This window comes from Enterococcus sp. DIV2449a (assembly GCF_051711225.1).
Classification (GTDB): Bacteria; Bacillota; Bacilli; order Lactobacillales; family Enterococcaceae; genus Enterococcus_D; species Enterococcus_D casseliflavus.
Map to the genome: position 1 here is coordinate 738,332 of NZ_JBIOME010000001.1, position 23,836 is coordinate 762,167.

Annotated in this window: 24 protein-coding genes and 1 tRNA gene; 19 read left to right on the forward strand and 6 right to left on the reverse strand. The window is 40.2% G+C overall.

Annotated features, from left to right (window positions below):
* Nucleotides 1–44 precede the first annotated feature (44 nt).
* The 5 genes from IGI76_RS03505 to IGI76_RS03525 all read left to right on the forward strand — a co-directional run bounded on the left by IGI76_RS03505 (nt 45) and on the right by IGI76_RS03525 (nt 5,496).
* Nucleotides 45–2,522, forward strand: coding sequence for a vitamin B12-dependent ribonucleotide reductase (locus IGI76_RS03505; RefSeq protein WP_438781053.1), 2,478 nt, complete (start codon nt 45–47; stop codon nt 2,520–2,522).
* Between the two features lie 87 nt (nt 2,523–2,609).
* Complete coding sequence (locus tag IGI76_RS03510) at nt 2,610–2,999, forward strand: DUF4430 domain-containing protein (protein ID WP_333718990.1); 390 nt, start codon at nt 2,610–2,612, stop codon at nt 2,997–2,999.
* A gap of 536 nt (nt 3,000–3,535) precedes the next feature.
* Nucleotides 3,536–4,024, forward strand: a complete 489-nt coding sequence (locus IGI76_RS03515; RefSeq protein ID WP_333718991.1) for an AAA family ATPase — start codon at nt 3,536–3,538, stop codon at nt 4,022–4,024.
* 931 nt (nt 4,025–4,955) lie between these two features.
* The gene (locus tag IGI76_RS03520; RefSeq protein ID WP_333718992.1) at nt 4,956–5,231 is read left to right on the forward strand and encodes a type II toxin-antitoxin system RelB/DinJ family antitoxin; all 276 of its coding nucleotides are present in this window, start codon (nt 4,956–4,958) and stop codon (nt 5,229–5,231) included.
* A complete protein-coding gene (locus IGI76_RS03525; RefSeq protein WP_060792690.1) occupies nt 5,218–5,496 on the forward strand; it encodes a type II toxin-antitoxin system PemK/MazF family toxin in 279 nt (92 codons plus the stop codon). Before IGI76_RS03520 ends, IGI76_RS03525 begins: the two co-directional genes overlap by 14 nt.
* A gap of 475 nt (nt 5,497–5,971) precedes the next feature.
* Here the strand turns inward: IGI76_RS03525 and IGI76_RS03530 are convergent.
* Nucleotides 5,972–6,044 (reverse strand) — tRNA-Lys (locus IGI76_RS03530).
* Nucleotides 6,045–6,313: 269 nt separating this feature from the next.
* Between IGI76_RS03530 and IGI76_RS03535 the strand changes: the two genes are divergently transcribed.
* From IGI76_RS03535 to IGI76_RS03580, 10 genes are all read left to right on the forward strand, one after another.
* Nucleotides 6,314–6,880, forward strand: coding sequence for a DUF1836 domain-containing protein (locus tag IGI76_RS03535; protein ID WP_208773572.1), 567 nt, complete (start codon nt 6,314–6,316; stop codon nt 6,878–6,880).
* Nucleotides 6,873–7,733 carry a DegV family protein gene (locus IGI76_RS03540; protein ID WP_005225280.1) on the forward strand — a complete coding sequence of 287 codons (861 nt, stop codon included), beginning with the start codon at nt 6,873–6,875 and terminating at the stop codon, nt 7,731–7,733. Before IGI76_RS03535 ends, IGI76_RS03540 begins: the two co-directional genes overlap by 8 nt.
* A gap of 132 nt (nt 7,734–7,865) precedes the next feature.
* Complete coding sequence (gene yycF / locus IGI76_RS03545) at nt 7,866–8,570, forward strand: response regulator YycF (protein WP_010747607.1); 705 nt, start codon at nt 7,866–7,868, stop codon at nt 8,568–8,570.
* Between the two features lie 3 nt (nt 8,571–8,573).
* Nucleotides 8,574–10,415, forward strand: a complete 1,842-nt coding sequence (walK, locus tag IGI76_RS03550; protein ID WP_213335829.1) for a cell wall metabolism sensor histidine kinase WalK — start codon at nt 8,574–8,576, stop codon at nt 10,413–10,415.
* Nucleotides 10,412–11,722, forward strand: coding sequence for a YycH family regulatory protein (locus IGI76_RS03555; RefSeq protein ID WP_060792693.1), 1,311 nt, complete (start codon nt 10,412–10,414; stop codon nt 11,720–11,722). Before walK ends, IGI76_RS03555 begins: the two co-directional genes overlap by 4 nt.
* On the forward strand, nt 11,723–12,577 hold the full coding sequence (locus IGI76_RS03560; RefSeq protein WP_005225285.1) for a two-component system regulatory protein YycI: 855 nt from the start codon (nt 11,723–11,725) through the stop codon (nt 12,575–12,577). It begins immediately after the preceding gene.
* Nucleotides 12,578–12,632: 55 nt separating this feature from the next.
* Complete coding sequence (locus IGI76_RS03565; RefSeq protein WP_005231151.1) at nt 12,633–13,439, forward strand: MBL fold metallo-hydrolase; 807 nt, start codon at nt 12,633–12,635, stop codon at nt 13,437–13,439.
* 42 nt (nt 13,440–13,481) lie between these two features.
* Complete coding sequence (locus IGI76_RS03570) at nt 13,482–14,219, forward strand: MurR/RpiR family transcriptional regulator (RefSeq protein ID WP_010747610.1); 738 nt, start codon at nt 13,482–13,484, stop codon at nt 14,217–14,219.
* Nucleotides 14,220–14,374: 155 nt separating this feature from the next.
* Nucleotides 14,375–15,667: a PTS sugar transporter subunit IIC gene (locus IGI76_RS03575; protein WP_005225288.1), complete on the forward strand. Its 1,293-nt coding sequence runs from the start codon at nt 14,375–14,377 to the stop codon at nt 15,665–15,667.
* Nucleotides 15,668–15,692: 25 nt separating this feature from the next.
* Entirely contained in the window at nt 15,693–17,123 is a 1,431-nt protein-coding gene (locus tag IGI76_RS03580) for a 6-phospho-beta-glucosidase (protein WP_194193936.1), read from the forward strand.
* A gap of 42 nt (nt 17,124–17,165) precedes the next feature.
* On the opposite strand, the gene IGI76_RS03585 is transcribed toward IGI76_RS03580, so the two are convergent.
* On the reverse strand, nt 17,166–17,810 hold the full coding sequence (locus IGI76_RS03585) for a CPBP family intramembrane glutamic endopeptidase (protein ID WP_005225290.1): 645 nt from the start codon (nt 17,808–17,810) through the stop codon (nt 17,166–17,168).
* Between the two features lie 217 nt (nt 17,811–18,027).
* Here IGI76_RS03585 and groES point away from each other — a divergent pair, with 217 nt between their 5' ends.
* Both groES and groL read left to right on the forward strand, forming a co-directional pair.
* Complete coding sequence (gene groES, locus IGI76_RS03590) at nt 18,028–18,312, forward strand: co-chaperone GroES (RefSeq protein WP_005225291.1); 285 nt, start codon at nt 18,028–18,030, stop codon at nt 18,310–18,312.
* A 32-nt stretch (nt 18,313–18,344) separates the two neighbouring features.
* Nucleotides 18,345–19,973, forward strand: a complete 1,629-nt coding sequence (gene groL, locus IGI76_RS03595; RefSeq protein ID WP_005237384.1) for a chaperonin GroEL — start codon at nt 18,345–18,347, stop codon at nt 19,971–19,973.
* Between the two features lie 84 nt (nt 19,974–20,057).
* On the opposite strand, the gene IGI76_RS03600 is transcribed toward groL, so the two are convergent.
* The 4 genes from IGI76_RS03600 to IGI76_RS03615 all read right to left on the reverse strand — a co-directional run bounded on the left by IGI76_RS03600 (nt 20,058) and on the right by IGI76_RS03615 (nt 23,046).
* The gene (locus IGI76_RS03600) at nt 20,058–21,197 is read right to left on the reverse strand and encodes a tyrosine-type recombinase/integrase (RefSeq protein ID WP_438781058.1); all 1,140 of its coding nucleotides are present in this window, start codon (nt 21,195–21,197) and stop codon (nt 20,058–20,060) included.
* A gap of 103 nt (nt 21,198–21,300) precedes the next feature.
* Nucleotides 21,301–22,242 carry a DUF5067 domain-containing protein gene (locus IGI76_RS03605; RefSeq protein WP_428215252.1) on the reverse strand — a complete coding sequence of 314 codons (942 nt, stop codon included), beginning with the start codon at nt 22,240–22,242 and terminating at the stop codon, nt 21,301–21,303.
* Nucleotides 22,243–22,332: 90 nt separating this feature from the next.
* Nucleotides 22,333–22,689, reverse strand: coding sequence for an ImmA/IrrE family metallo-endopeptidase (locus IGI76_RS03610; RefSeq protein WP_428215251.1), 357 nt, complete (start codon nt 22,687–22,689; stop codon nt 22,333–22,335).
* A 12-nt stretch (nt 22,690–22,701) separates the two neighbouring features.
* Nucleotides 22,702–23,046: a helix-turn-helix domain-containing protein gene (locus IGI76_RS03615; RefSeq protein ID WP_086294642.1), complete on the reverse strand. Its 345-nt coding sequence runs from the start codon at nt 23,044–23,046 to the stop codon at nt 22,702–22,704.
* Nucleotides 23,047–23,341: 295 nt separating this feature from the next.
* Here IGI76_RS03615 and IGI76_RS03620 point away from each other — a divergent pair, with 295 nt between their 5' ends.
* Nucleotides 23,342–23,530 (forward strand): helix-turn-helix transcriptional regulator, encoded by a 189-nt coding sequence (locus IGI76_RS03620; protein WP_086294643.1) that lies wholly within the window; start codon nt 23,342–23,344, stop codon nt 23,528–23,530.
* 14 nt (nt 23,531–23,544) lie between these two features.
* Nucleotides 23,545–23,832, forward strand: a complete 288-nt coding sequence (locus tag IGI76_RS03625; protein WP_162985197.1) for a hypothetical protein — start codon at nt 23,545–23,547, stop codon at nt 23,830–23,832.
* The last annotated feature ends 4 nt before the right edge of the window (nt 23,833–23,836 follow it).

Consider the following 23,836-nt stretch of genomic DNA (forward strand, 5'->3'; position numbering starts at 1 on the left):
AAAACGAGCACAATATGTTGTGTTTTAGAAGGCGAGGGAAAGAAATGGAATACAAAAAACAAACGATTGAGAAATTGAACGAGGATATCAAGTTGTTCCAAGAAGTTTCGGCGATCACACCAGAAATGACCCAAACATTTGAGGGAATCGCTCGTTTGATTATGCTAGATCGTTATTCATACAAGGATCAAACCCATCAAACATTGCGTAAGGATGATATGGTGATTTTGACAACGAAAGCTGATCCTAAATATCCTGCAAGAGGAATCGGTGTTGTGAAAGCAATCGATGGGGAACTAGTCTCTATCGAAGTGGAAGAGGCCTATCGCTCAGCGTTAGAAGATATTGATGAACAAGCCAATGGACTTGTTAAAAGAAGAAAAAGTGACATTGAAAAACCGTTAGAACTCTTTTTTGAGCAAGTGGCGCATCGTGTAGCCAAAGGGATTTCTGCCAACGAGGCCCATGACCAGGAGCGCTTCTTCGAGGCGTTTTACCAACAAATCGTGGCGCAAAACCTAATTCCCGCAGGCAGAGTACTTTATGGAGCAGGAACAAATTCTCAAGTTACCTACTTCAATTGCTTTGTGATGCCTTTCATCCATGATTCCCGAAAAGGGATTGCTGTTCATCGACAAGAAGTTATGGAAATCATGAGTCGAGGTGGCGGGGTCGGAACCAATGGGTCGACCTTGCGACCAAAATCAAGTGTGGTCCACGGTGTCAGTGGTCGGTCTTCTGGGGCAGTTTCTTGGTTGAATGATTTGGCAAACTTGACGAACCTTGTCGAACAAGGAGGTAGCCGCCGTGGAGCGCAGATGATTATGATGGCAGATTGGCATCCAGATATTTTTGCGTTTATTCTTTCTAAAATTCAAAATCCTGCTGTATTGCTTCACCTAAAAAAAACAATCACAAATGCGACGATCAAACAACTGATCAATGAAAAACTGCAATTTGACCCTCTGACAAAAATGGAAGAAAGAATGTTCACTTATCTAGCACAACTGCCTGAATCGTCAGATAAGGAACATAATGACATGATCCAAAAGGCAAAAGAAAAATTGCGCATAGGTGGCAGCTATACGGTGAAAGAAAGTGATTTCTTAACTGGCGCGAATATCTCAGTCTGCTTGACAGAAGAATTCATGGAAGCAGTGAAGACAGATGGGTGGTATGAGCTACGCTTTCCAGATATCGACAATTATTCAGAAGCAGAGATGGCGCAATATGATGCAAAGTGGGCTGAAGTCGGGGATGTGCGAGAATGGGCAGCTGCTGGCCATAAAGTCAAAACCTATCAAAGGATCAAAGCTCGTGAGTTATGGGAGTTGATTACTTTTTGTGCAACGTATTCTGCTGAGCCTGGTATTTTCTTTATCGATAATGCCAACAAGATGACGAATGCTACAGCATATGGACAAAAAGTCGTAGCAACTAATCCGTGCGGTGAACAGCCCCTAACCCCTTATGCGGTCTGTAACTTGGCAGCCATCAATCTCGCAAACATGGCGGATCGCCAAAAGGGCACCGTTGATTTTGCCAAACTAAAAGAAACCGTGAAAACAGCGGTTCGTTTCCAAGACAATGTTATTGACGTAACGCCTTACTTTTTTGACAAAAATGAGCAGCAGGCGAAAGGGGAAAGACGTGTTGGATTAGGGATCATGGGCTTGGCAGATTTATTGATCTACTGCGGGAAAAAATACGGATCGGCAGAAGGAAATCAATTCGTTGATCAAATTTTCGAGGCAATGGCAGTCACTGCCTATGAGGCATCCATTGAATTGGCGAAAGAAAAAGGCAGCTTTCCCTTCCTGATTGGAAAAAATGACCAAGAGACGCAAGCGTTGCGAAAGAAATTTATCGATACAGGATACATGAAAAAAATGCCAGCGCACATCCGCGAAGGCGTGCTGCGATTCGGTATTCGCAACTCTCATCTTTTGACTGTTGCGCCAACAGGATCGACAGGCACGATGACGGGAGTTTCAACTGGTTTAGAACCTTATTACTCCTTTTCTTATTTTAGAAGCGGTCGACTAGGTAAGTTTATTGAAATCAATGCGGAAATCGTTGACGAATACCTGATGGATCATCCTGAACGAACCAAAGCGGAGTTGCCGGCATGGTTCATTTCCGCTATGGAGTTGACGCCCGAAGAGCATGTCGGTGTGCAATGCACCATACAACGCTGGGTGGATAGCTCCATTTCAAAAACGGTCAATGCACCAAAAGGATATACAGTAAGCCAAGTAGCCAAAGTTTATCGAGATCTTTATGAAGGAGGAGCCAAAGGAGGGACTGTCTATGTAGACGGCAGCCGAGATTCACAAGTACTTACCTTAGAAGCGGTTGAAAATGAGCTGACCGCACAAGTTGAACCGCTGCCTGTCGTTCAAGTAAATGAACCCGTCGCCTCTGGTGAAATCTGTCCCATCTGCCATGAAGGAACCATTGAGGAAATCGGTGGCTGTAGTACCTGCACAAACTGTAAAATCCAATTAAAATGCGGGCTCTAAGAAAAAACGAGAGTGATAAAATAATTCTTATCCGTATACTGGATAGAAAAACGATTAGTATTTTGACTATTGGAGAGGAAGAAATAGATGAAAAAAGTATTTGTCGTATTCCTGCTAGTGAGCACACTACTCGTCGCTACAGGATACCAACAGGCAAGTGTAACGCCAGAAAGCACGCAGCAAAGTTCCTTGAAGCAAGAACAAGGAACAGCTACGATCGTCATCCAAAATCAAGAAGCTGTGACCTCAAAAGAAGTAACGTTCCGAGAAAATGAGTCGCTGCTGGAAGTAATGAAAGAAAACTTTGCGATCAAAGAAAAAGATGGCTTTATCACCTCGATCGACGGCATCAGTCAAGATCAAAAAGCCAATCTATTTTGGGTCTATACCGTCAATGACGAAATGACCGATAAAGGGGCACAAGCGTTGATTTTAAAGAACAATGACACTATCACATTTGATTTGAAAGCATTCTGATTTGCTTGATTCTAAGGATCTTTATTGGTGCAAAAGAACTTGCATATAAAGATCTTTATCTATACAGATAGACTCTTGCGTTGATTTTGGAGGCAGTTTTGCATTCAAGTTCTATTCAAGAGTCTATTCTTGTTTTTCTATCAGGGGTTGGGTGGTGGCTTAGTTTATTTTAAAATTGGAATAATAGAAGTAAAGATACCATTACATACATAAGTTTTAGCCATGATGTTTCTTTCGTATTTTGGCTTTCGTTCCTATTTTTTGTAGAAAATAATTTTTTTATAGTAGAGTGGAAATGGACAAAAATTTGATTTATCCGTTAGCTTAAGTGGCTAACGCTTCTATTCTCTAATATATGGTTTTACTTACTATTTTTCTTGCGATTGTTTCCCAATCTGCTTGTTGTTCATAAAAACAATGTTATCATTGTACCATCAGATGTGGTGGCGAACAGTGGTCTAAAACACGAGCGGTGATTACAAATAAGGTTTTTTCGTTCTCTTTGTTTATTGATCAGAAAAGGTAGGAGGAGAATAATGGTTGAGGTACTTTTGATGTGTGGCGTTAGTGGTGCAGGCAAAACCACTTACTCAAAACAAAAAGAGCAAGAAGGCTATGTAAGACTAGCAATAGATGAATTGATTTGGGAAGATTATGGCGTTTATGGTGTTGATTACCCTTCGGAGAAATATGCAAAAGTTTCTTCATTATCTTCAGTTAAAATGAAAGAGCTTACAGTAAAGGCTGTTCAAGAAGGAAAAAACGTAGTTGTCGATTCTAGTTTTTGGGCTAAAAGTCACCGAGACGCTTATAGAGAACTACTGGCAGCATATGATGTGACGATTAAAGTAATCTATCTAAAAGCTGATTATGATACTTTACGAAAACGATTAGCGATCAGAAATAAAGTCCAGACTGCAAATTCCGCTTTTCCTATTACAGAAGAAATCCTTCAACGGTTTTTTTCAGGATTCGAAGAACCGGTAAATGAAGATGAGGTAGTGATCGAGCAAAAGAATATATGAAGTAGCCTCAAAACTTTTTTTACTCTTTTTCAATACAGTTAGTCTTATTCCTGTGCAGGACACGAAGGACAGTCATGCTAGAAGCAAAATAGTGATTGGCAATTTCTTTTCTTGTTGCATTCTTCGATAGAAGAAATAATTTAGCGGTGACCACCCCAAATGAAGAATAAGAGCAGCTAGTACGAAATTTGTATCCAATTGCTGATGAGAGGAATTAGATCAGCCAAAATTGTAAAAGAGGGTAAGAAATAGGAGAACTATTTTAAAATGACGATCGTCCCCTCAGAACCTTCAGAATACAAATAGAATAAAATCAATTGATTGTATAGGTGAGTTATGAAAGTTCAGTATAAACTAATTTTTCTTATTATATTATTTATTTTGATAGGGTTAGTTTTAATTGGAGATCCTACAGATATTTTTTATATAGTGTTAAACTTTTCTCTTCCTGTGTTATTTATAATTTTTAAATTGTTTTTTTCTGATGTGAAAAACAGGAAATTGTTTTGGCAAAAAAGGTCGCCATACTTTGGAGAGCAAAGAAGAAAAATAAATAAAAACATTTTAAATCTATTTTTTATAATAGGATTAGTATGGTTTATGTATTTAGTTTATCAATACCTGAATTAAAAAAACAAGGGACATGACATAGGTTAACAAGTTATGCTCCTTGTTTTATGGTGTTACGATAATTAGTGTTAGTGTAATATCCATGGATTTTTTGAAGAATATATGGAGATAATATAAATAGGGGTTCGCGCCACGATTTACCTGTTCATTGGGTGTTAAACCCACTTACTAAAAGTTAGGTAATTTGAAGAAGTTAGATTTCTTATGCGAAAAATAAATTTATTTATGAGTATAGTAAGTGAAAATAGCGCTCAAATAGAGTATAATATAAGTATAAAAAACTCTTTTTTGGGGGTGCGTTATGAAGAAGGAAAAAGAAAGAATTCAGATTGCGGTTGAAAAAGATCTAAAAATGGAAGCAGAAGATATTTTACATGATTTAGGAATGAATCCCACTACGGCAATTACTATTTTTTATAAACAAGTCATAGAAAAAGGGGGATTACCCTTTGAGGTAAAACTTTCTGAACAAACAAAGCAAGCTAGGCGAATTGCTAAGTTAGCGAAAAAATCTATTAATGTGACGAGGATAGATGATAATAAGGCTTTCGAGGCTTGGTTGGATGAAGATGAATAAAATAGTTTCAATGTATGTGGCTTATGTGGGTAAACCAGAAGGAAAAAGACGACCAGTTTTGATTATTGAGAATAGTGAAAATGAAGTTCTTTTTTATGCGATTACAAGCAAGTTTGAACACAAATCAGAGCGCATAAAAAAGCTTTATTTCCATATCAATGATTGGCAAGATTCAAATTTAAAAAAAGAGTCTTGGATTGACACAGGAACGTTATTCGTTCTTTCCAAAGAAAAAATAGATTTTAAATATAAAGATATAGGGTAACTATCTCAGAAAGATTTGAATCGTTTAGAAGAGTTTCTTAAGGAGCGCTCTTAGAAGAATGAACAGCATTAAAAATACACTACCTTTTCATTAGGACTAGGTAGTGATTTTTTTGATTTCATATCTAATTTGTAGTGGTAATAGTGAGAAAAAAATTACTGTAAAGGTTTTTGAACTAGCGAAGCACTCACTGAATTTATACAGAAGCTATTACTTCCACAAATTATCTGACTCAGTTAATTTATGGAGAAACGAAGCATTTCACGTGCAAAGAGTTCAGTCATCTCGTAGAAAAAAACTTTTCGAAAAGCATAGCTCTTACATACATCATTTAATAAGAAACTTTTTGACAGCAAGGCATTTCTTCTTATTCAATTGGCAATAAATTAATTATAAACAAAAAAATGGAACAGCATAAATGTTTTCGAAATGCTTTCGCACCAACATTTACCTGTTCCGTGGGTTTGGCACCCAATGGGCCGTGAGGGGCTCGAACCCGCGACCCGCTGATTAAGAGTCAGCTGCTCTACCAACTGAGCTAACGGCCCGTACCAAAAGTACTTCATTATCTTAGCACTCCATTGTTGAAAAATCAATCATTCTTTTGAAAAAAATATGCGCTTTTTTCAGTTGAGAAACTGGCGTTATCTTAATAAAACACCATTTGTTTCCCAAATTCAAATGATAGGAAATTCTTAAAAGATTGATCAGATTGCTTTAAAAACTCAGAAAACCGTGATAAAATGTATCTAGTTATCAAAACTAGATGATTAGTTTGTGATAATCTAACCTTCTGTTCGTCAAAATGGAGGATGACATGGAAAAATTACAAGCAGACATGAAAAATTGGGGCAATTCATTGCTGAATTTCCACCTGCCGAGATGGGAAGAATTGCCAACGCTGGAACTGTATATGGATCAGGTGATCACATTGATCGATCAATATTTATCGCCGGTGATCCAAACGGAAAAGCATCCGCTATTGACCTCTTCCATGGTCAATAATTATGTCAAAAAAGGGATGATTCCAGCACCAGAGAAGAAACGTTACAATCAAAAGCATCTCGCATTTTTGATTGCGATCACGATGCTCAAGCAAGTGCTGACGATTCCTGAAATAAAGACGGGGATCCTTTTTCAAGGGAAAGTCGTCGGCATCAGAAATGCCTACAATGTATTTTGTGAAGAACAAGAAAAAGCGATCCACCTTGTCGGCAAAGAAGCAATGGGAGAACCCGAACAAATGACGTCGGAACCGATCCCAATTGAATTAGTAGCCATGAAAGGTGCGACGCGTTCCTTTGCCAACAAACTATTGGCAGAAAAAACGATTGAATTAGAAGTCATTTATTTAGAAACACATAAAGGAGAAGCCCATGAATAAAGAGAAAATTGCCCTATTAGTTGATTCAGGTACCGATGTTCCCGCACAGATCATGGAGCAATACGGCATGTATATGCTGCCATTGCAAATTATCTACAAGGATCGGACCTATACCGATAAAGTTGATATTACTGCGGAAGAAATCTACGAGCGCTTGCCGCAAGAGATCCCTAGTACCTCGTTACCTGACGGTGCTGCGATCGGGGAAATCTTTGATCGGATCAAAGCCGATGGGTATGAGAAAGTCTTTGCCGTAACCATCTCCAGCGGATTGAGCGGAACGTTTAACGTCGTTCGCCTGTTAGGTGAACAACGGACGGATCTTGAGGTTTTCGTACTTGATACGAAAAATATCGGAATCGGTGCAGGGCTGCAAGCGATTCGTGCAGCAGAACTGTTAGAAAAAGGCGTGACTTGGGAAGAACTGCGGGCACAATTAACGAATGAAGTGCCGAAAAACAAAGTCTTTTTCAACGTAGCTACCTTAGAGTATTTACAAAAAGGCGGCCGGATCGGTCTGGTCGCATCCATCTTAGGCAATGCCTTGAAATTGAATCCAATTATCTCTTGTAATGAAGAAGGGATCTACTATACGGTCGCAAAATCTCGTGGACGGAAGAAAAGCTTGGACAAAACCGTTGACTTGATCAAGCAATTCATCGGTGACCATCGCCATGTGCGTTTAGCTGTGGCGCAAGGTGATGCACTGCAAGAAGCCAAAGAAATGAAAGCACGATTAGAAGCCGAATTTCCTAAGGTCAAAGAAATCTTATTTGGACAAATTTCTCCCGCATTAGTCGTCCACACGGGTCCTGGGTTGTTAGGGATCGGTATCCAGCTTTTAGAAGAGTAAAAAAGAAAGGCCCCGTGCCTTTCTTTTTTTGTGCTTTCCTTAAGAATAAGGCCGCGGTTTTTGGGAAAGATGAAAAGCCCGTTTAAATAATGTATAATAAGTAAGAAACCAAAAAAAATTGAGGTGACATTTTTGAAAAAGATCCTAGTCGTGGACGATGAGAAACCAATTTCTGATATCGTCAAATTTAATTTAACCAAAGAAGGATATGAAGTATATACCGCCTATGATGGAGAAGAGGCATTAGAAAAAGTAGCCGAGGTCGATCCTGATCTGATTTTGCTTGATTTGATGCTGCCAAAAATGGATGGGTTGGAAGTTGCACGGGAAGTGCGCAAAACCCATGACATGCCGATCATCATGGTCACAGCCAAAGATTCTGAAATCGATAAAGTACTAGGCCTCGAGCTTGGTGCGGACGATTATGTAACCAAACCATTTTCAAACCGGGAATTGGTGGCCCGCGTCAAAGCCAATCTGCGTCGCGGCTCGGCAGCTGCGAAGGAAGCAGACGATAACGCCAACAGCGAATTAACGATTGGTGATTTAACCATTCATCCTGATGCGTACATGGTCACTAAAAATGGTGCAGCCATCGAATTGACGCACCGAGAGTTTGAATTGATGCACTACTTGGCAAAACATCTTGGTCAAGTGATGACCCGGGAGCATTTATTGCAAACGGTTTGGGGCTATGACTACTTTGGTGATGTTCGGACCGTTGACGTGACGGTGCGTCGTTTACGTGAAAAAATCGAAGACAGCCCGAGCCATCCAAATTATTTGGTTACTCGTCGCGGAGTGGGCTATTACTTGCGGAACCCAGAACAGGAATAAGCTATGAAAAATAAAGTTCGCTTTTTTCAATCGGTGAACTTCAAAATCGCCCTGACTTTTATCTTGATCTTATTGATTGCGATCCAGATTATCGGGGCGTATTTTATTCGCGAATTGGAAAGAACAACGGTCGATGCCTTCAAACGCGACATGGAGGCACGTGCCAGCACGTTAGTGGTAACATTAGGCTCTGAATTGAGTCGAATGGATAATGATGACGGTTTAGATTGGGATTCCATGAATGCTTCCTTGAATCGAATCTTAACGAGTACCAACTCATCGGAAATTTTGGAGATGCGGGTGGTGGATGAGCAAGGGATCATTCGTGCAACCACCAATATCAATGATCGTGGCTCGGTGGGAGAAAAAAATGATTACCGTGATTACGATACGAACCGCAGTGAAGTCCTCTATGATGAATCCAGCGGCCAGCGGGTGTTCAATATCGTGCAGTCGATCCAATCACCGACAGGGGATACCGTTTTAGGAACCCTTTATTTACGGAGCAATCTTGAGTCAAAATACAATGAAGTCAGTACGACTGCGGTCATTTTTGTGACAGCCTCGCTGATTGCGGCAGTGATTTCGATCATTGTGGCACTATTGGTCTCTCGTTCCATCACCCAACCGATCGGAGAGATGCGCGAACAAGCGATTCGCATCGCCAAAGGAGATTATAGCCGCAAGGTCGCGATTCATGGAAAAGATGAATTGGGGCAACTGGCGGAGACCTTTAATCAACTAGGAGAACGAATCGAAGAGACTCAAGAGGCGATGGAATCTGAGCGAAACCGCTTGGACAGCGTCTTGACTCACATGACAGACGGCGTTGTTGCCACCGACCGACGAGGCAAAGTCATTACCATCAATGAGATGGCGATGTCCTTGTTAAATGTCAGCAACGAAGAAGCGATCGGGCAGTCGATTTTGACGTTATTGGAAATCGATGAAGAATACACGTTACGAAAGCTTTTGGAAAATCCTGAAGACATGCTGTTGGAGCGTCCTAGCAATGATTTGACGGGAACAAATATGATTTTGCGCATCGATTTCTCCATGATTCGTCGGGAGTCTGGCTTTATTTCTGGGTTAGTTGCGGTGATGCACGATGTTACAGAGCAAGAAAAAAATGAACAGGAACGGCGAGAGTTCGTTTCCAACGTTTCTCATGAGTTACGGACACCATTAACGAGTATGCGCAGCTACATCGAAGCGTTGAGTGAGGGTGCTTGGAAAGACCCAGAAATTGCGCCGAACTTTTTGAAAGTGACGTTGGATGAAACGGATCGAATGATTCGGATGATCAATGACTTGTTGAGTCTGTCGCGGATGGATAGCGGCAATTCGCAACTGCAGTTGGAATACATCAATTTCAATGAAATGGTCAATTTCGTGTTGGATCGTTTTGACATGATGGTGACGAATGAAAGCAAAAAATACTTGATTCGTCGGGAGTTCACTAAACGAGAATTATGGTTGGAAGTCGATACCGATAAAATGATCCAAGTGATCGATAACATCATGAATAATGCCATCAAATATTCGCCAGATGGCGGGATCATTACGGTGAAATTGATGGAGACCCATAACAACATCGTCCTTAGCATCAATGACCAAGGACTAGGGATTCCGAAAAAAGATCTCGCAAAGATCTTTGATCGTTTTTACCGAGTCGACAAAGCTCGTGCCCGTCAGCAAGGAGGTACTGGCTTAGGATTGGCGATCTCACGAGAAGTCATCAAAGCTCATGGCGGTGCGATTTGGGCGGAAAGTCGAGAAAATCGCGGGTCAACATTTTACATCATGTTGCCGTATGAACCGTATGAGGAGGATTGGTGGGTATGAGAATCTCAGAAAAAATCATTCGTGTAGGCTTGATCGTAATGATCGCCTTGAGTTTTTATTTCTCCTATATGATTTGGCTGAATCCGACTGGGTTCAACAATGCCAGCACGGAAACAGATACCGGCGTCAATCCTTCGGTTCAAACCTACAAACAAAAAAGCGATTTGTTTTTGCCCCTGTATTTGACTTGGAATGACGAGGACGCGATCAAAGAAACCAACTCTGAAGCGGTGATTCGTGAGATCCAAGAGGCGATCAATGAGGCAACGATCAGTGATTTGACGCTGCGAACCTATGGCGAGGAACAAGCTTTTTCAAAAGCCCAAGAAGTCAATCAAGGGGTGTCCTTAAACTACTATACAACGTTTTACTTGAAAGATTATGAGAAAACCTTTGAAAAAGAGCTGTCCTTAGAGGACGAAAGTGAAACAGAGGATTTTCCGTTTTCCCGCATCCAGTTTGACCTTGAAGAAAACACGATCCAATTTGTTGATTTTACCCATCAACGAGTGGTGCGAGGAAAAATCGACTGGGACAAAAGCCAAGTAAAACACTTACTAGCAGACAACCCTCGAGAATGGACGACAATGGTGGCAGATGAAGAACGATCCAGCAAGCAATATTATACGCAGGATTCGATCAAGCTGAAAAAATACAGCTACTATTCTTCGACTCAATCTCAGAGCTTGTTTCGAGAAGCCTTTTTCAGCAATCCTAAAAACGTCAAGATCAATGATGAAAGTGTCGATACCTACTATTATGAAGGTGGGCAAAACATGACGGTCTTGCAAGATCAGCAGCAAGTCAAGTTTGAAACTACCACAGATGATTCCGATGAAACGGATCTGGCGATGTTGAGTGCGGATTATATTATTCGTTTAGGCAACAATTTTGGGACGATCCGCTATTTTGATCAACAAGACAAGCACTTGGATTATCGGGTTTTCGTTGAAGGCTATCCAGTCTTTAGTACTGGTGGTCAAGGGGTGATCAGTGTGGCTTTTTCAGAAAGTGGTCAGACCGGCAGTCGGGAAATGACGATTTCTGCCAGTTTGAACGCGATTCAAGTGCCGATTCCTTCTGAAACCGAGATTGAATTACCCTCTAGTTTGTCGGTCAAAAATGATCTGATTGCGGCAGGGGCTGATCCTGAATTGTTGCAACAGATCATCGTTGGCTATCAATGGGGGGAGATCAAAGATGCACCACTCGTTGATTTGACGCCTGCTTGGTATGTCAATTATGACTCGTCTTGGATCAGTTATGATGCATTAATGACAAAATTAGCAGAAACGGAGGAGAATTAATTGGATTTTAAACGAATCGAATGGATTTTTTTCCTCGCTTTTCTTGGTCTGAACGTCTTTTTATTCAATGTTTACAGTGAGGCTCGCAGCGAGCATCAGATGGTTTCACAATCAAACCAAACGATTCCTATCGAACAACGTCTCGAGTCTGAGGACATTCGGTATTCTGGCGAATTATCAGATGAGGTCTTGAGTGGCTATTATTTGAGCGGTGAACAGACGGATTTTGATGTGGAGCTACGAAATCCGCAACTCAATACGCAGTTCAAAAGAGGGTCGACGGTCAAAGGTCAGCAGTTGATCCATGTCTCAACCAATGGCTTTTACATCAGTGATGATTCCCAAACGGAAGAAACCGTCAATGGTTTTTTGCAACGAAAAGATCAAGTCCTGTTTGGGGATGAATATGACTATTTGGAAAACCTCTCTGTCTTGAACGCCAATCATCCGACCGTGGTGGCGGTTCAATCCTATGAAGGCATTCCTTTCAATGACAGCTCAAGTCGAATCGATATCACCTTAGAACAAACGGATGATCTATTGCAGATTGCTCGTTACACGCAAACACATATCTCCAATATTACGCCTCTAAGGGAAAAGATGACGGTCTATTCAGAAAAAGAAGCAGTAAATACGCTTTATCTAAACAACAAGCTGCCGAGTCACTCGAAAATTCTCTGGACGGAATTAGCCTATACGATGATTTTGAAGGTTAGGGAAAAAAATGTGTATATTCCTGCATGGTTTATTGCGTTCCAATTAGATGGCGATGACACCATCCAAATCGAAACGGTCAATGCCTTTAGCAATCGGATCATCACGAATAATGCCGTTCAAAAGGTAGAAAATCCATAAAAAAGCGGGTATAATGGAACTCGTTGAAACAACCAGAGAGGAAGTCACGTAAACCATGATGAAGGAAAATGCCTTTCAAGTAAGTATCCTAGCCAGCGGAAGTTCAGGAAATTCGCTCTATATCGAAAGCAATAAAAAGCGGATCTTAGTGGATGCCGGTTTGAGCGGCAAGAAGATCACTTCATTATTGGATGAAGTAGGGCGGAAACCAGAAGACTTGGACGCCATTCTTGTGACCCACGAACACCGGGATCATATCCACGGTGTCGGAGTACTGGCGCGAAAATACAAACTTGATGTCTATGCGAATACAAAAACATGGCAAGCGATGGATCCAATGATCGGTAACGTCGCTGTCGAACAAAAACATATCTTTGAAATGGGAAAAGTGCTGACCTTGGGTGACTTGGACATTGAAAGCTTTGGCGTCTCTCACGATGCTGCAGCGCCGCAATTTTATCGTTTCCATAAAGACGGCAAATCATTCGTGATGTTGACGGACACCGGTTATTGCAGCGATCATGTGCGAGGCATTATCAAAGGCGCCGATGCGTACCTTGTGGAAAGCAACCATGACCTAGAAATGCTGCGAATGGGCCCTTACCCATGGAGCCTCAAACAGCGAATTCTTGGAGATCGTGGTCACTTATCGAATGAAGATGGCGCTCTGGTCATGACGGATATCTTGACCGACAATACCAAACGGGTCTATCTTGGTCATTTAAGTAAAGAAAACAACTTGAAAGAGTTGGCGCACTTAACGATGGTCAACACCATGAAAGAACATGATCTAGGTGTTGGAGAAACATTTGAAGTCTATGATACCGATCCTGACAAAGCGACGGAGTTATTTGCAATCTAATCGATCAACAAAGGATAAAATTGTCGGGTGGAGGCAGCAGGTATGTTTGATGAAGAAAAAATCAAGCGTCTGAACGAGCTTGAAATGGCTGTTTATAAGTACATTGTCCAGCATTTTGAAGAGATCGATCAACTGACGATCCGCGAATTGTCAGCTGCATGCCATGTCTCGACCTCGACGATTTTACGATGTATCACGAAATTAGGCTATCGCGGGTATTCAGAGTTAAAGTATGCGATCTGTCAAAAAAAGGAACAAGATGCACGAGCGTTTGATCTTTTCTATGATGCAACGATCCAAGTCAATACATTCTTAAAAAAAGTCAATAATGAAGATTACCGTAAGTTTATCCAGCCAGCGGTAGAACTAATTCTTTCCGCACGCCATGTGGCGTTTTCAGGTATCGGCACAAGTGGCATTCTTGGCACCTATGGCAGCCGCTATTTTGCTAATTTAGGCATCAATGCCTATAGCATCGTCGATCCCTTTTTGCCAGTACCGCCTCGTGGGATGGAAAATACGTTAGCGATCATTTTATCAGTTTCGGGGGAAACCATTCAAATGATCAAGCAAACGGAGGACTTCAAACGGTATGGGGCAAAAGTACTCAGTATCACCAATGATGAAAAATCGACGATCGCCCAAATGGCAGATTACAATATTTCCTACTATATGCCCGTCGTCAGTGGGGGAAAAGAAGTCGATTTGAACCTGACGACGCAAGTCCCAGTGATTACACTGATCGAACTTTTAGCCCATCAAGTCTACAAGCAAATCTAAGTGATCGTAAAAAAACAGCTTCGGCTGTTTTTTTTGTTGGAACATGTTTCATAACTTAGAAAAGCTATAGGCAAGGGGAATATTATCTATTAAGATTTATTTGTAAGCGAATTCACTGGCCGGTGGATGGAATTTTATTTTAGGAGTGATGTGAGATGAACGAATGGATCAATGAGAAATTATTACCCCCAATATTAAAATTTGTCAATACGAAAGCAATCACTGCATTAAGAAACGGTATGCTCTATACGATGCCCTTTTCAATCGTAGGATCGATTTTCCTACTATTAGCAAACTTTCCCGTCCAGTCGATTGCGGATTGGGTAACGAATAGCGGCTTAGGTGAATACTTCAACCAAGCCTATGGCGCCTCTTTTGCAATTATGGCCTTTTTCGCCGTAATGGGCATCGCCTATTCATATGTAAAAGCAGAAGGTTACGAAGGACTCCCTGCAGGAATGATTGGTTTAGTTATTTTCTTATTAACTATGGAGTCAAGTGTGACGGATGCTGAAGCAAATGTGACCATCGCAAATGTCATTGATAAGACGTGGACCGGTGGACAAGGAATGATCAGTGCCATTTTAGTGGGACTTTTTGTGGGTTGGGGCTATACATGGTTCTTGAAACGCGACATCCGAATCAAACTGCCAGAGCAAGTACCCACCAATGTCGCAAACTCATTTACAGCATTGATTCCAGCCGCTGTTTTGACGACCATCGCATTAGGCATTTATATTTTCTTTGATAAAGTTTTTCAAACAACCGTGGTCGAATGGATCTACACCGTGATTCAAAGTCCAATGCAAGGGGTGACGGATTCCCTTGGTGGTGCAATGATGCTAGGCTTCTTAGTGCCATTCTTGTGGTTCTTTGGGGTTCATGGTTCGACGATCGTGGGCGGGATCATGGGACCAATTTTACAAGCCAATTCACTAGCCAATACGGCTATTCTTGAATCTGGTAAAGCATTGACATTAGAAAATGGCGGACACATCGTGACCCAGCAGTTTTTGGATCAATTTATGACGGTAACTGGCGCAGGAATGACGATTGGGATCGTGCTATACATGGTTGCTTTTGCCCGTTCAGCGCAGTTCAAACAATTAGGACGTCTCTCCCTGATCCCAGCATTCTTTAATATCAATGAACCAATTATTTTTGCGACACCGATCGTCATGAACCCAATCATGGTCTTACCATTTATTTTGACACCGATGGTTTCAGGCGTGATCACGTATTTTGCACTTTATACTGGTATCGTACCGTTATTTACTGCTGTGCAAGTTCCGTGGACGACCCCGCCGATCATTTCAGGATTTCTAGTAGGGGGCATCCGGACCGCTATTTTACAATTTGTTGTTTTAGCAATCGGCTTCTTTATTTACTATCCTTTCATTCGTAAGGTCGATAGTTTGAACTATAAACAAGAAACAGAGATCGTTTAATACCAAGGAAGCAGGTTGAACAGAAATGAATAAACTTAGAAACGATTTTTTATGGGGTGGCGCAGTCGCTGCTCACCAATTGGAAGGCGGCTATCGTGCGGGTGGAAAAGGCGTGAGTGTCGCTGATGTCATGACTGTCGGAGGCAACGGAATTCCTCGCCGAATCACGGAAGGGATCCAACCGGGCGAAAGCTATCCCAATCATGAAGCGATCGATTTTTATCATCGGTATCCTGAAGACATCAAGCTTTTTGCCGAATTAGGGTTGAAGTGCTTCCGAACATCGATTGCCTGGACCCGTATTTTTCCAAAGGGGGATGAGCGCGAGCCGAATGAGGAAGGCCTGGCCTTTTATGATCAATTATTCGATGAGTGTTTACGCTATGGCATTGAGCCAGTCATTACCCTGTCTCACTTTGAAATGCCTTATCATTTAGTGACCGAATACGGAGGTTGGCGTAACCGTAAGTTGATCGATTTGTTTGTCCGCTTTGCAGAAGTTTGTTTTACGCGCTATCAAAAGAAAGTGAAGTATTGGATGACCTTCAATGAAATCAATAATCAAGCAAACTATAAAGAAGATTTTGCGCCATTTACCAATTCTGGTCTGTTCTTTACGGAAGGAGAAGACCGAGAAAAAGTCATGTACCAAGCAGCTCATTACGAGCTCGTTGCCAGTGCAAAAGCGGTGGCGCTAGGACATGCGATCAATCCTGCGTTTCAAATCGGATCGATGATCGCGATGTGCCCAATCTATCCGTATTCTTGCGATCCCAAAGACATGATGGCAGCCACGGTGGCCATGCAACGGCGCTATTGGTTTTCAGATGTTCATGCCCGTGGGCACTATCCGAGCTATATGCGCAGCTATTTTGAAAGAAAACAATTTGATTTAGATATCACCCCTGAAGATGAAGTAGCTTTGGCAAAAGGTTGTGTTGACTACATTGGTTTTAGCTACTATATGTCTTTTGCGATCAAAGGCAAGGAGAATGATCCAACCTATGACTATGATGAGAGCCAAGATCTGGTGGACAATCCCTATGTCGATGCTTCTGAATGGGGCTGGCAGATTGATCCCGTAGGCTTGCGCTATGCCATGAACTGGTTTAACGAACGCTACGAATTACCGCTTTTCATTGTAGAAAATGGCTTTGGTGCGGTGGATACGGTGGAAGAGGATGGACAGATCCACGATGACTACCGTATTGACTACCTAAAAGCCCATATCGAAATGATGAAAGAAGCAGTAGCTTATGATGGCGTCGACTTATTAGGTTATACACCGTGGGGCATCATTGACTTGGTTTCTGCGGGGACAGGGGAAATGAAGAAACGCTATGGTGTGATCTATGTGGACAAAGACAATGAAGGAAATGGAACCCTTGCTCGTCAGAAGAAAGATTCATTTGCATGGTATCAGCAAGTGATTGCGTCCAATGGCACGAAGGTCTAAAGAAAAAAACGTTACGCAAAATTTCTGCGTAGCGTTTTTTCTTTAGGGCATTTGGATATAGCCGTAATGAAGCAATAACTGAATAATAATAACTAAAGTGTTCATTCCCACATGGGTGATCATGGAAGTCCAAATACTGCCGGTCAAAGCATAAAGCCCAGAAAAGAACAGTCCTAAGAAAATATAGACTAAGAGATGATTGTCATTGTGGGCAAAGGCAAAGGCTACGGCGCTGACCACTACACCAACCCAAACATTGCTGTATTTCCCAATGATGCCAACTAAGGCTCTGCGGAAGACAAATTCTTCCATAATTGGCCCACCGACCATTGCTGCGAGAGCAAAGAGTGGGTTTTGCACCACGATGGCAATGATGTTTTCGGTATTTTGCGAAGCGCTGACTTCTCCGAAAAAGGATTCGATAAAGATGGCTAGATTTTGCAACAAAATCGCTGCGACAATGCCGGTTAGCCCGTAAATAAGAATCGCTGAGACTTTGGTTTTTTTGTGTTCAAACGATAGCGGTTCTGTTTGTTTGAAATACAAGAAAAACATGATCGCTGCACCAGCTAAGTAACCGATCGTTGTTGCTGCTACTTGATGTCCGCTAGGGACGAAGGCGATCGGTAGAAAAAAGACGATGCCGTAAGTAAGAATCGTGGACAAAGAATATTTTGATAAAGACATAGTTGTTTCCTCACACTCCTTTGCTTCATTATAGACTAGGTTGCTTCTAGAAACAAAAAATCCTACTATATTTATCAATCAATTAGAAATGCAAAAAAAATTTAGCAAAAGGCTTGCAAAAATTTGGGAAAATGAGTAATATTGAAACTGTAAGTTAGCACTCGATACAAGAGAGTGCTAATGCTAAATTCTATAACATTCATTGGAGGGATTTATCGTGTTAAGACCATTAGGTGATCGTGTGATTATCGAAGTCGCAAAAGAAGAAGAAAAAACTGTAGGCGGAATCGTGCTTGCATCAGCAGCAAAAGAAAAACCACAAACGGGTACCGTTATTGCAGTCGGCGAAGGACGCACGCTCGAAAACGGTGAAAAAGCTCCTGTTGCTGTCAACGTTGGCGAACAAGTAATGTTCGAAAAATACGCTGGCACAGAAGTGAAATATGAAGGAACAGAATATTTGATCGTTGCTGCAAAAGATATCATTGCAGTAGTAGAATAAGAAAAATAAAAAATACTTGAGGTGATGAAATCATGGCAAAAGAAATCAAATTTGCAGAAGACGCACGCGCAGCAATGCTTCGTGGGGTAGATAAATTAGCAGATACAGTAAAAGTAACCTTAGGCCCTAAAGGTCGTAACGTGGTTTTAGAAAAATCTTACGGTTCACCATTGATCACAAATGACGGTGTAACGATCGCTAAAGAAATCGAATTAGAAGATCATTTTGAAAACATGGGCGCAAAACTTGTTTCTGAAGTCGCTTCAAAAACAAACGATATCGCTGGTGACGGAACAACGACTGCTACGTTATTGACACAAGCAATCGTTCGTGAAGGATTGAAAAATGTCACCGCTGGTGCGAACCCATTAGGTATTCGTCGTGGGATCGAAATGGCAACAAAAGTGGCTGTAGAAGAGCTACACAACATTTCATCAATCGTTGATTCAAAAGAAGCAATCGCACAAGTTGGTGCTGTTTCTTCTGGTAGTGAAAAAGTTGGTCAATACATCGCTGATGCAATGGAAAAAGTCGGCAATGACGGTGTTATCACTATTGAAGAATCAAAAGGGATCGAAACAGAATTAGATGTTGTGGAAGGAATGCAATTTGATCGTGGTTACTTATCACAATACATGGTAACTGACAACGATAAAATGGAAGCAGCGTTAGAAAATCCATACATCTTGATCACTGACAAAAAAATCTCTAACATCCAAGATATCTTGCCATTGTTAGAACAAATCTTACAACAATCAAAACCATTATTGATCATCGCTGATGACGTTGATGGCGAAGCATTACCAACACTTGTATTGAACAAAATCCGTGGAACATTCAATGTTGTTGCAGTGAAAGCACCAGGATTTGGTGACCGTCGTAAAGCAATGCTAGAAGACATTGCGATCTTAACTGGTGGTACAGTGATCACTGAAGACTTAGGTCTTGAGCTGAAAGATGCAACCATCGATAACTTAGGTCAAGCAAGCAAAGTGGTTGTGGATAAAGACAACACAACAATCGTTGAAGGTGCTGGTGAAAAAGAAGCAATTGACGCACGCGTTCAATTGATCAAAAACCAAATCGCTGATACAACTTCTGACTTTGACCGTGAAAAACTACAAGAACGCTTAGCAAAACTTGCTGGTGGGGTTGCAGTGATCAAAGTTGGGGCACCAACTGAAACTGAATTGAAAGAATTGAAATTACGTATTGAAGATGCATTGAATGCAACACGTGCCGCTGTTGAAGAAGGCATGGTCTCAGGTGGGGGAACTGCCTTAGTGAATGTCATCAACAAAGTTGCAGAAATCGAAACAGATGGCGATGCAGCAACAGGTGTCAAAATCGTTTTACGTGCCTTAGAAGAACCAGTTCGTCAAATTGCTGAAAATGCAGGCTACGAAGGTTCAGTTATCATCGACAAATTGAAAAACGCTGACTTAGGTGTTGGTTTCAATGCAGCAACTGGCGAATGGGTAAACATGCTAGAAGCTGGGATCGTTGACCCAACAAAAGTGACGCGTTCTGCATTACAAAACGCAGCTTCTGTTGCCGCATTATTGTTAACAACTGAAGCAGTCGTTGCCGACAAACCAGAACCAGCAGCGCCAGCAGCTCCTGCAATGGACCCATCAATGGGTATGGGCGGCATGATGTAGTTATAATAAAAGAACCTCTATTTATAGGGGTTCTTTTGTTTGTTTAATGTCAATTTTATACAAAAGGGGCAAAAAAGGGGCAAATTACAAATTGTTTAATCGATCGATAACCTGCTCTTTGGATTTTTTGGTCACGTGATTATAAATTGATAAAGTCGTGTTGGCATCGGAATGTCCGACTCTCTCCATTATGGTTTTTAAAGGAAGATTCAATTCAGCTAGTAAAGAAATATGACTATGTCTGAATATGTGAGAGGATAAGTTTTTATCCCATTTTAGTTCATCTTGAACTCTATGCAGTACCATATTAAAGCTATGGAGAGACAACGGGGTACCTCTAGATGATTTAAATATATAATCCTCATTACTTTGAGAGCCGAATACTAAAGAGTTGTGTTCTATGATTTCGTTAACAATTTTTACTGCTCTATTAGGCAAAGAAACTATTCTTTTAGAATAGATATTTTTAGGAGAAGTTTTTACAGCATCTGCCATTTTTAAGAAAGAATAGTCTAATGTGCCGTTAATATCCAAAGTACTCCCGTCAAAGTCCTTTACTTGTAATGCCTGTAACTCTCCGTATCTTAGGCCTGTTAAATATAACAATTCTGCAATGTTAGCGTGCAATAATCTTTTAGTAGATTTTCTCATATATACAAGCAACTCTGTCATTTCGCTTTGATCAAGGTATTTTTCATCCATGTTTTTTTTTCTTTTTTCTTCTTCAGCTTTTTTTCTTTGAATTTTGACATTCAGCGCTAGATTTTGTTTAATATACTTTTTCTCAACAGCATAATTCAACATGATTGAAAGGGTCGTCTTGGTCTGCTTCGTATAATTCAAGGATAGGTCACCGAAAGTATACATTTTTTCTGTAATATTACGAATCATATTCTCGTCTATATTTCGAACAAGAACATCGTCAGAAATAACTTTTTGAATATGTTTCATCATCTTTGGAACTTTGGTCCAGCTTGTTCTTTTTACATGTTGTTGGTAATAAACAAACCACTCTTCGTAAAGCTCCTTGAAAGTGATGTCAGATTTATCATAATTACTCAAAGCTTCCTCTATTTTTTTGTCTAATATTTTCTGTGCATTCTTCCAGGCTCTGGAAGAATCACTTGTTAGAACAGTACTTGTCTTTTTCCATTTTTCGGTATAGGGATCTTTGTATCTTTCTATAAACTTATATCTTCCGTTACCTAAAGATTCGCTCCACATTGTGTGTACCTCAATTCTTTGTTACAATAGACGTGACTAAATAAGCCTATCGTTTATTTTGTTTTGCACGCCTGTCTTTGGTCGGAGGGGCGTGTTTTTTTCTTTACTCGTAATAGCCTTGCTCGATAGCTTCTAATGTTTGAATTTCACCAGATGTTAATTCTCTATCATGAATACTTTTTATTTCATAATATATACGTCTTGCATTTTCAGAAGTTCCTTCAGGCAATGTTGTTTGCTCAGCTTGACTACCATTAAATGAATCTTCATATTGACCGGAACCTACTACATAAGTTTCGTTTTCACTAGCTCTGACTGCTTCTTCCCAATCCTCGGCTGTCCAGCCTTCAGCCTTTGCTTTTTCCCACTCAGCTTCACCTTCTTGCCAGCTTGCTGGCATATCGGAAATGCCCTCGTCATAGGAACTATCTTCATTGGGATTATTTGTATTGGTTAAAGATTTTGTTTCTTCAGGTTTTTCTAATTCAGTCAAATCAATTTCATAAATACCTATTTCTTTATCTTCATACATAGCTATCATTTTAACTGGGAAATCTAAGTTATCCAGAGAGTAAGTCTCTATTATGTCCACGGTTTTATCGGGTAACAGTTCATCAGAACGAGAGTTTTCTTTATCAACTTGCTCATTATATGATTCGACATCATCTGTTGATCCAAATGCATCTAAGCTATAGTAGGTATTATCGAGATCAACCTCAGAAGTTTCATTCTCTTGTTTAAATAAAACGTAATCATTAATAATATCAATAGGTGTGATATTGTTATCTGAAGTATTCTTTAATGAATACGTTATATATAACCCATAGCCATCTTCAGACGGACTTTTAACTATTTCAGAATTTTTATAAGTAAGTTCAAACTCGTCAGTAATGATTTTCCCATATTCGAAGTCAGCTTTCTGTTCTTCAGAAACAGAAGCCGTTTGAGAAGTTGTATCAGTTGGGGGAGTTGTACTTTCTTCATTATTTGAACATCCGGTCATTATTAAACCAACAAACAATAAGCACGGTACGACTTTTTTCATCTTCTTTCCTCATTTCTCTGATATAATATATTTGTACTATCTCAGAAATGAGTAACCCTTATCGAAGCTGGTCCTTTGATAGGGGTATTTTTATCTAGCATATTTAACATCGTAGCCCATCCCAATACTAAATTCTTCTATTAATTGACTATAATTATAAATGTCATCGTATTCGCTGGTGAAGTAGCTTATCATAAATCTATCTGCAGCATATTCCATTTTCGACTTTAAGACAAATGAGAGTTTATAAAGCTCGTAATTATCTTGATCTTCACAAGCATGCCCTAATTCATGAAGTAAAGCCTTCTTCATATCAAAATCATTTAACTTACTATTCAATACAATTATATTTACAATTGGTAGATATTTCCCATGATCTTCCAAAAATTCATCATAAACTATTGTTATGTTTAACTTTTCAACAATTTCTAAAATCTGAGCATCCAAACAAACACCCTCTTATATTTTTCCGTCCAAGTATGCTTTTGCAATCCTCTCTAAAACTTGACGGTCATTTTCCGAAACTTCTTTACCGTTATAACTCATAACAGATTTCAAAGCTTCTTCTATGGTCATTTCTTTTTGTTTTTCGGACATTCCCATGTGTGGGTTGTCTGTCCTTCCTAAAAGGTAATCTGTCGATACGTGAAAGTAGTTTGCAATAAGCTCTAAAGTCTCAGCTTTTGGACTACTCGTTCTCCACTGATAGATAGCATTTTTAGATAATCCATTATCTTCTGCAACTCGATTTAAACTTTTACCCTGTTTTTTTGCAAGTTCTGAAACCCTTTCAAATAAACTCATTTTCAACCATCCTTCTTGCAAATGAGTTATTTTTCCCAAAGTATAATAAAAAACACTTTACAATTATAAAGTTATGGGATAATATTAGCTCATAAGCAAATTAAATACGCTAATAAATACAGAAAGACACTTATATTTATTAAAAACAATCGAGGTCGGGAAACTTAGAATGTTTAATATATAGGTATTATTCCGTCTGTTTATTAACCATAAATCAATATTATAAAACTTTGGGATGGATGTCAACTATTTTAGCGTATTTTGTTCGCTTTATTAAAAAAAGGGAGGTGTGGGTATGTCTAAAGATTTCATCGTTAAAGTTAGGGTTGAGTTAGCACGGTACGATAAAACACAAAATTGGCTTGCTGAGACAATTGGAATTTCGAAAACATATATGTCTGACATTATGAATGGTCGACGTAAACCGGATAAACAAATAAAACCAATCGAAACAGCTCTAGAACAACTTAAGAATTCACATTAGAAAGGAATGTAAATATGAAAAAACCCACTATTCCGGAATTAATCAAAATGGCTACGGATAAGACTTCGATTTCTGAATGGGATAGGCGTGAGGATTTAATGATTCGTTTCAATGGGTTATCTCGTACTACTTTAAATACGTATCAAAAAGAGATGGAGAGTATTCCTGAATTCAAAGAAGGAGTTTTAAAACCAACTCATAGCGTAACTTGGATTCACCTTGGAACATTCCTTTGGTATTTGAAATGGAAAGAAGCTAACCGTTATAGATCAAAAAAGTTGAAACCTTCAGAGGTAGCATAAGGAG

What these genes read in the sequence shown, in the direction of transcription:
- IGI76_RS03505 (WP_438781053.1), top strand. Translation starts at nt 45, where the DNA reads ATGGAATACAAAAAACAAACGATTGAGAAATTGAACGAGGATATCAAG.
- IGI76_RS03510 (WP_333718990.1), top strand. Translation starts at nt 2,610, where the DNA reads ATGAAAAAAGTATTTGTCGTATTCCTGCTAGTGAGCACACTACTCGTC.
- IGI76_RS03515 (WP_333718991.1), top strand. Translation starts at nt 3,536, where the DNA reads ATGGTTGAGGTACTTTTGATGTGTGGCGTTAGTGGTGCAGGCAAAACC.
- IGI76_RS03520 (WP_333718992.1), top strand. Translation starts at nt 4,956, where the DNA reads ATGAAGAAGGAAAAAGAAAGAATTCAGATTGCGGTTGAAAAAGATCTA.
- IGI76_RS03525 (WP_060792690.1), top strand. Translation starts at nt 5,218, where the DNA reads ATGAAGATGAATAAAATAGTTTCAATGTATGTGGCTTATGTGGGTAAA.
- IGI76_RS03535 (WP_208773572.1), top strand. Translation starts at nt 6,314, where the DNA reads ATGGAAAAATTACAAGCAGACATGAAAAATTGGGGCAATTCATTGCTG.
- IGI76_RS03540 (WP_005225280.1), top strand. Translation starts at nt 6,873, where the DNA reads ATGAATAAAGAGAAAATTGCCCTATTAGTTGATTCAGGTACCGATGTT.
- walK (WP_213335829.1), top strand. Translation starts at nt 8,574, where the DNA reads ATGAAAAATAAAGTTCGCTTTTTTCAATCGGTGAACTTCAAAATCGCC.
- IGI76_RS03555 (WP_060792693.1), top strand. Translation starts at nt 10,412, where the DNA reads ATGAGAATCTCAGAAAAAATCATTCGTGTAGGCTTGATCGTAATGATC.
- IGI76_RS03565 (WP_005231151.1), top strand. Translation starts at nt 12,633, where the DNA reads ATGATGAAGGAAAATGCCTTTCAAGTAAGTATCCTAGCCAGCGGAAGT.
- IGI76_RS03570 (WP_010747610.1), top strand. Translation starts at nt 13,482, where the DNA reads ATGTTTGATGAAGAAAAAATCAAGCGTCTGAACGAGCTTGAAATGGCT.
- IGI76_RS03575 (WP_005225288.1), top strand. Translation starts at nt 14,375, where the DNA reads ATGAACGAATGGATCAATGAGAAATTATTACCCCCAATATTAAAATTT.
- IGI76_RS03580 (WP_194193936.1), top strand. Translation starts at nt 15,693, where the DNA reads ATGAATAAACTTAGAAACGATTTTTTATGGGGTGGCGCAGTCGCTGCT.
- IGI76_RS03585 (WP_005225290.1), bottom strand. Translation starts at nt 17,810, where the DNA reads ATGTCTTTATCAAAATATTCTTTGTCCACGATTCTTACTTACGGCATC.
- groL (WP_005237384.1), top strand. Translation starts at nt 18,345, where the DNA reads ATGGCAAAAGAAATCAAATTTGCAGAAGACGCACGCGCAGCAATGCTT.
- IGI76_RS03600 (WP_438781058.1), bottom strand. Translation starts at nt 21,197, where the DNA reads ATGTGGAGCGAATCTTTAGGTAACGGAAGATATAAGTTTATAGAAAGA.
- IGI76_RS03605 (WP_428215252.1), bottom strand. Translation starts at nt 22,242, where the DNA reads ATGAAAAAAGTCGTACCGTGCTTATTGTTTGTTGGTTTAATAATGACC.
- IGI76_RS03615 (WP_086294642.1), bottom strand. Translation starts at nt 23,046, where the DNA reads ATGAGTTTATTTGAAAGGGTTTCAGAACTTGCAAAAAAACAGGGTAAA.
- IGI76_RS03620 (WP_086294643.1), top strand. Translation starts at nt 23,342, where the DNA reads ATGTCTAAAGATTTCATCGTTAAAGTTAGGGTTGAGTTAGCACGGTAC.
- IGI76_RS03625 (WP_162985197.1), top strand. Translation starts at nt 23,545, where the DNA reads ATGAAAAAACCCACTATTCCGGAATTAATCAAAATGGCTACGGATAAG.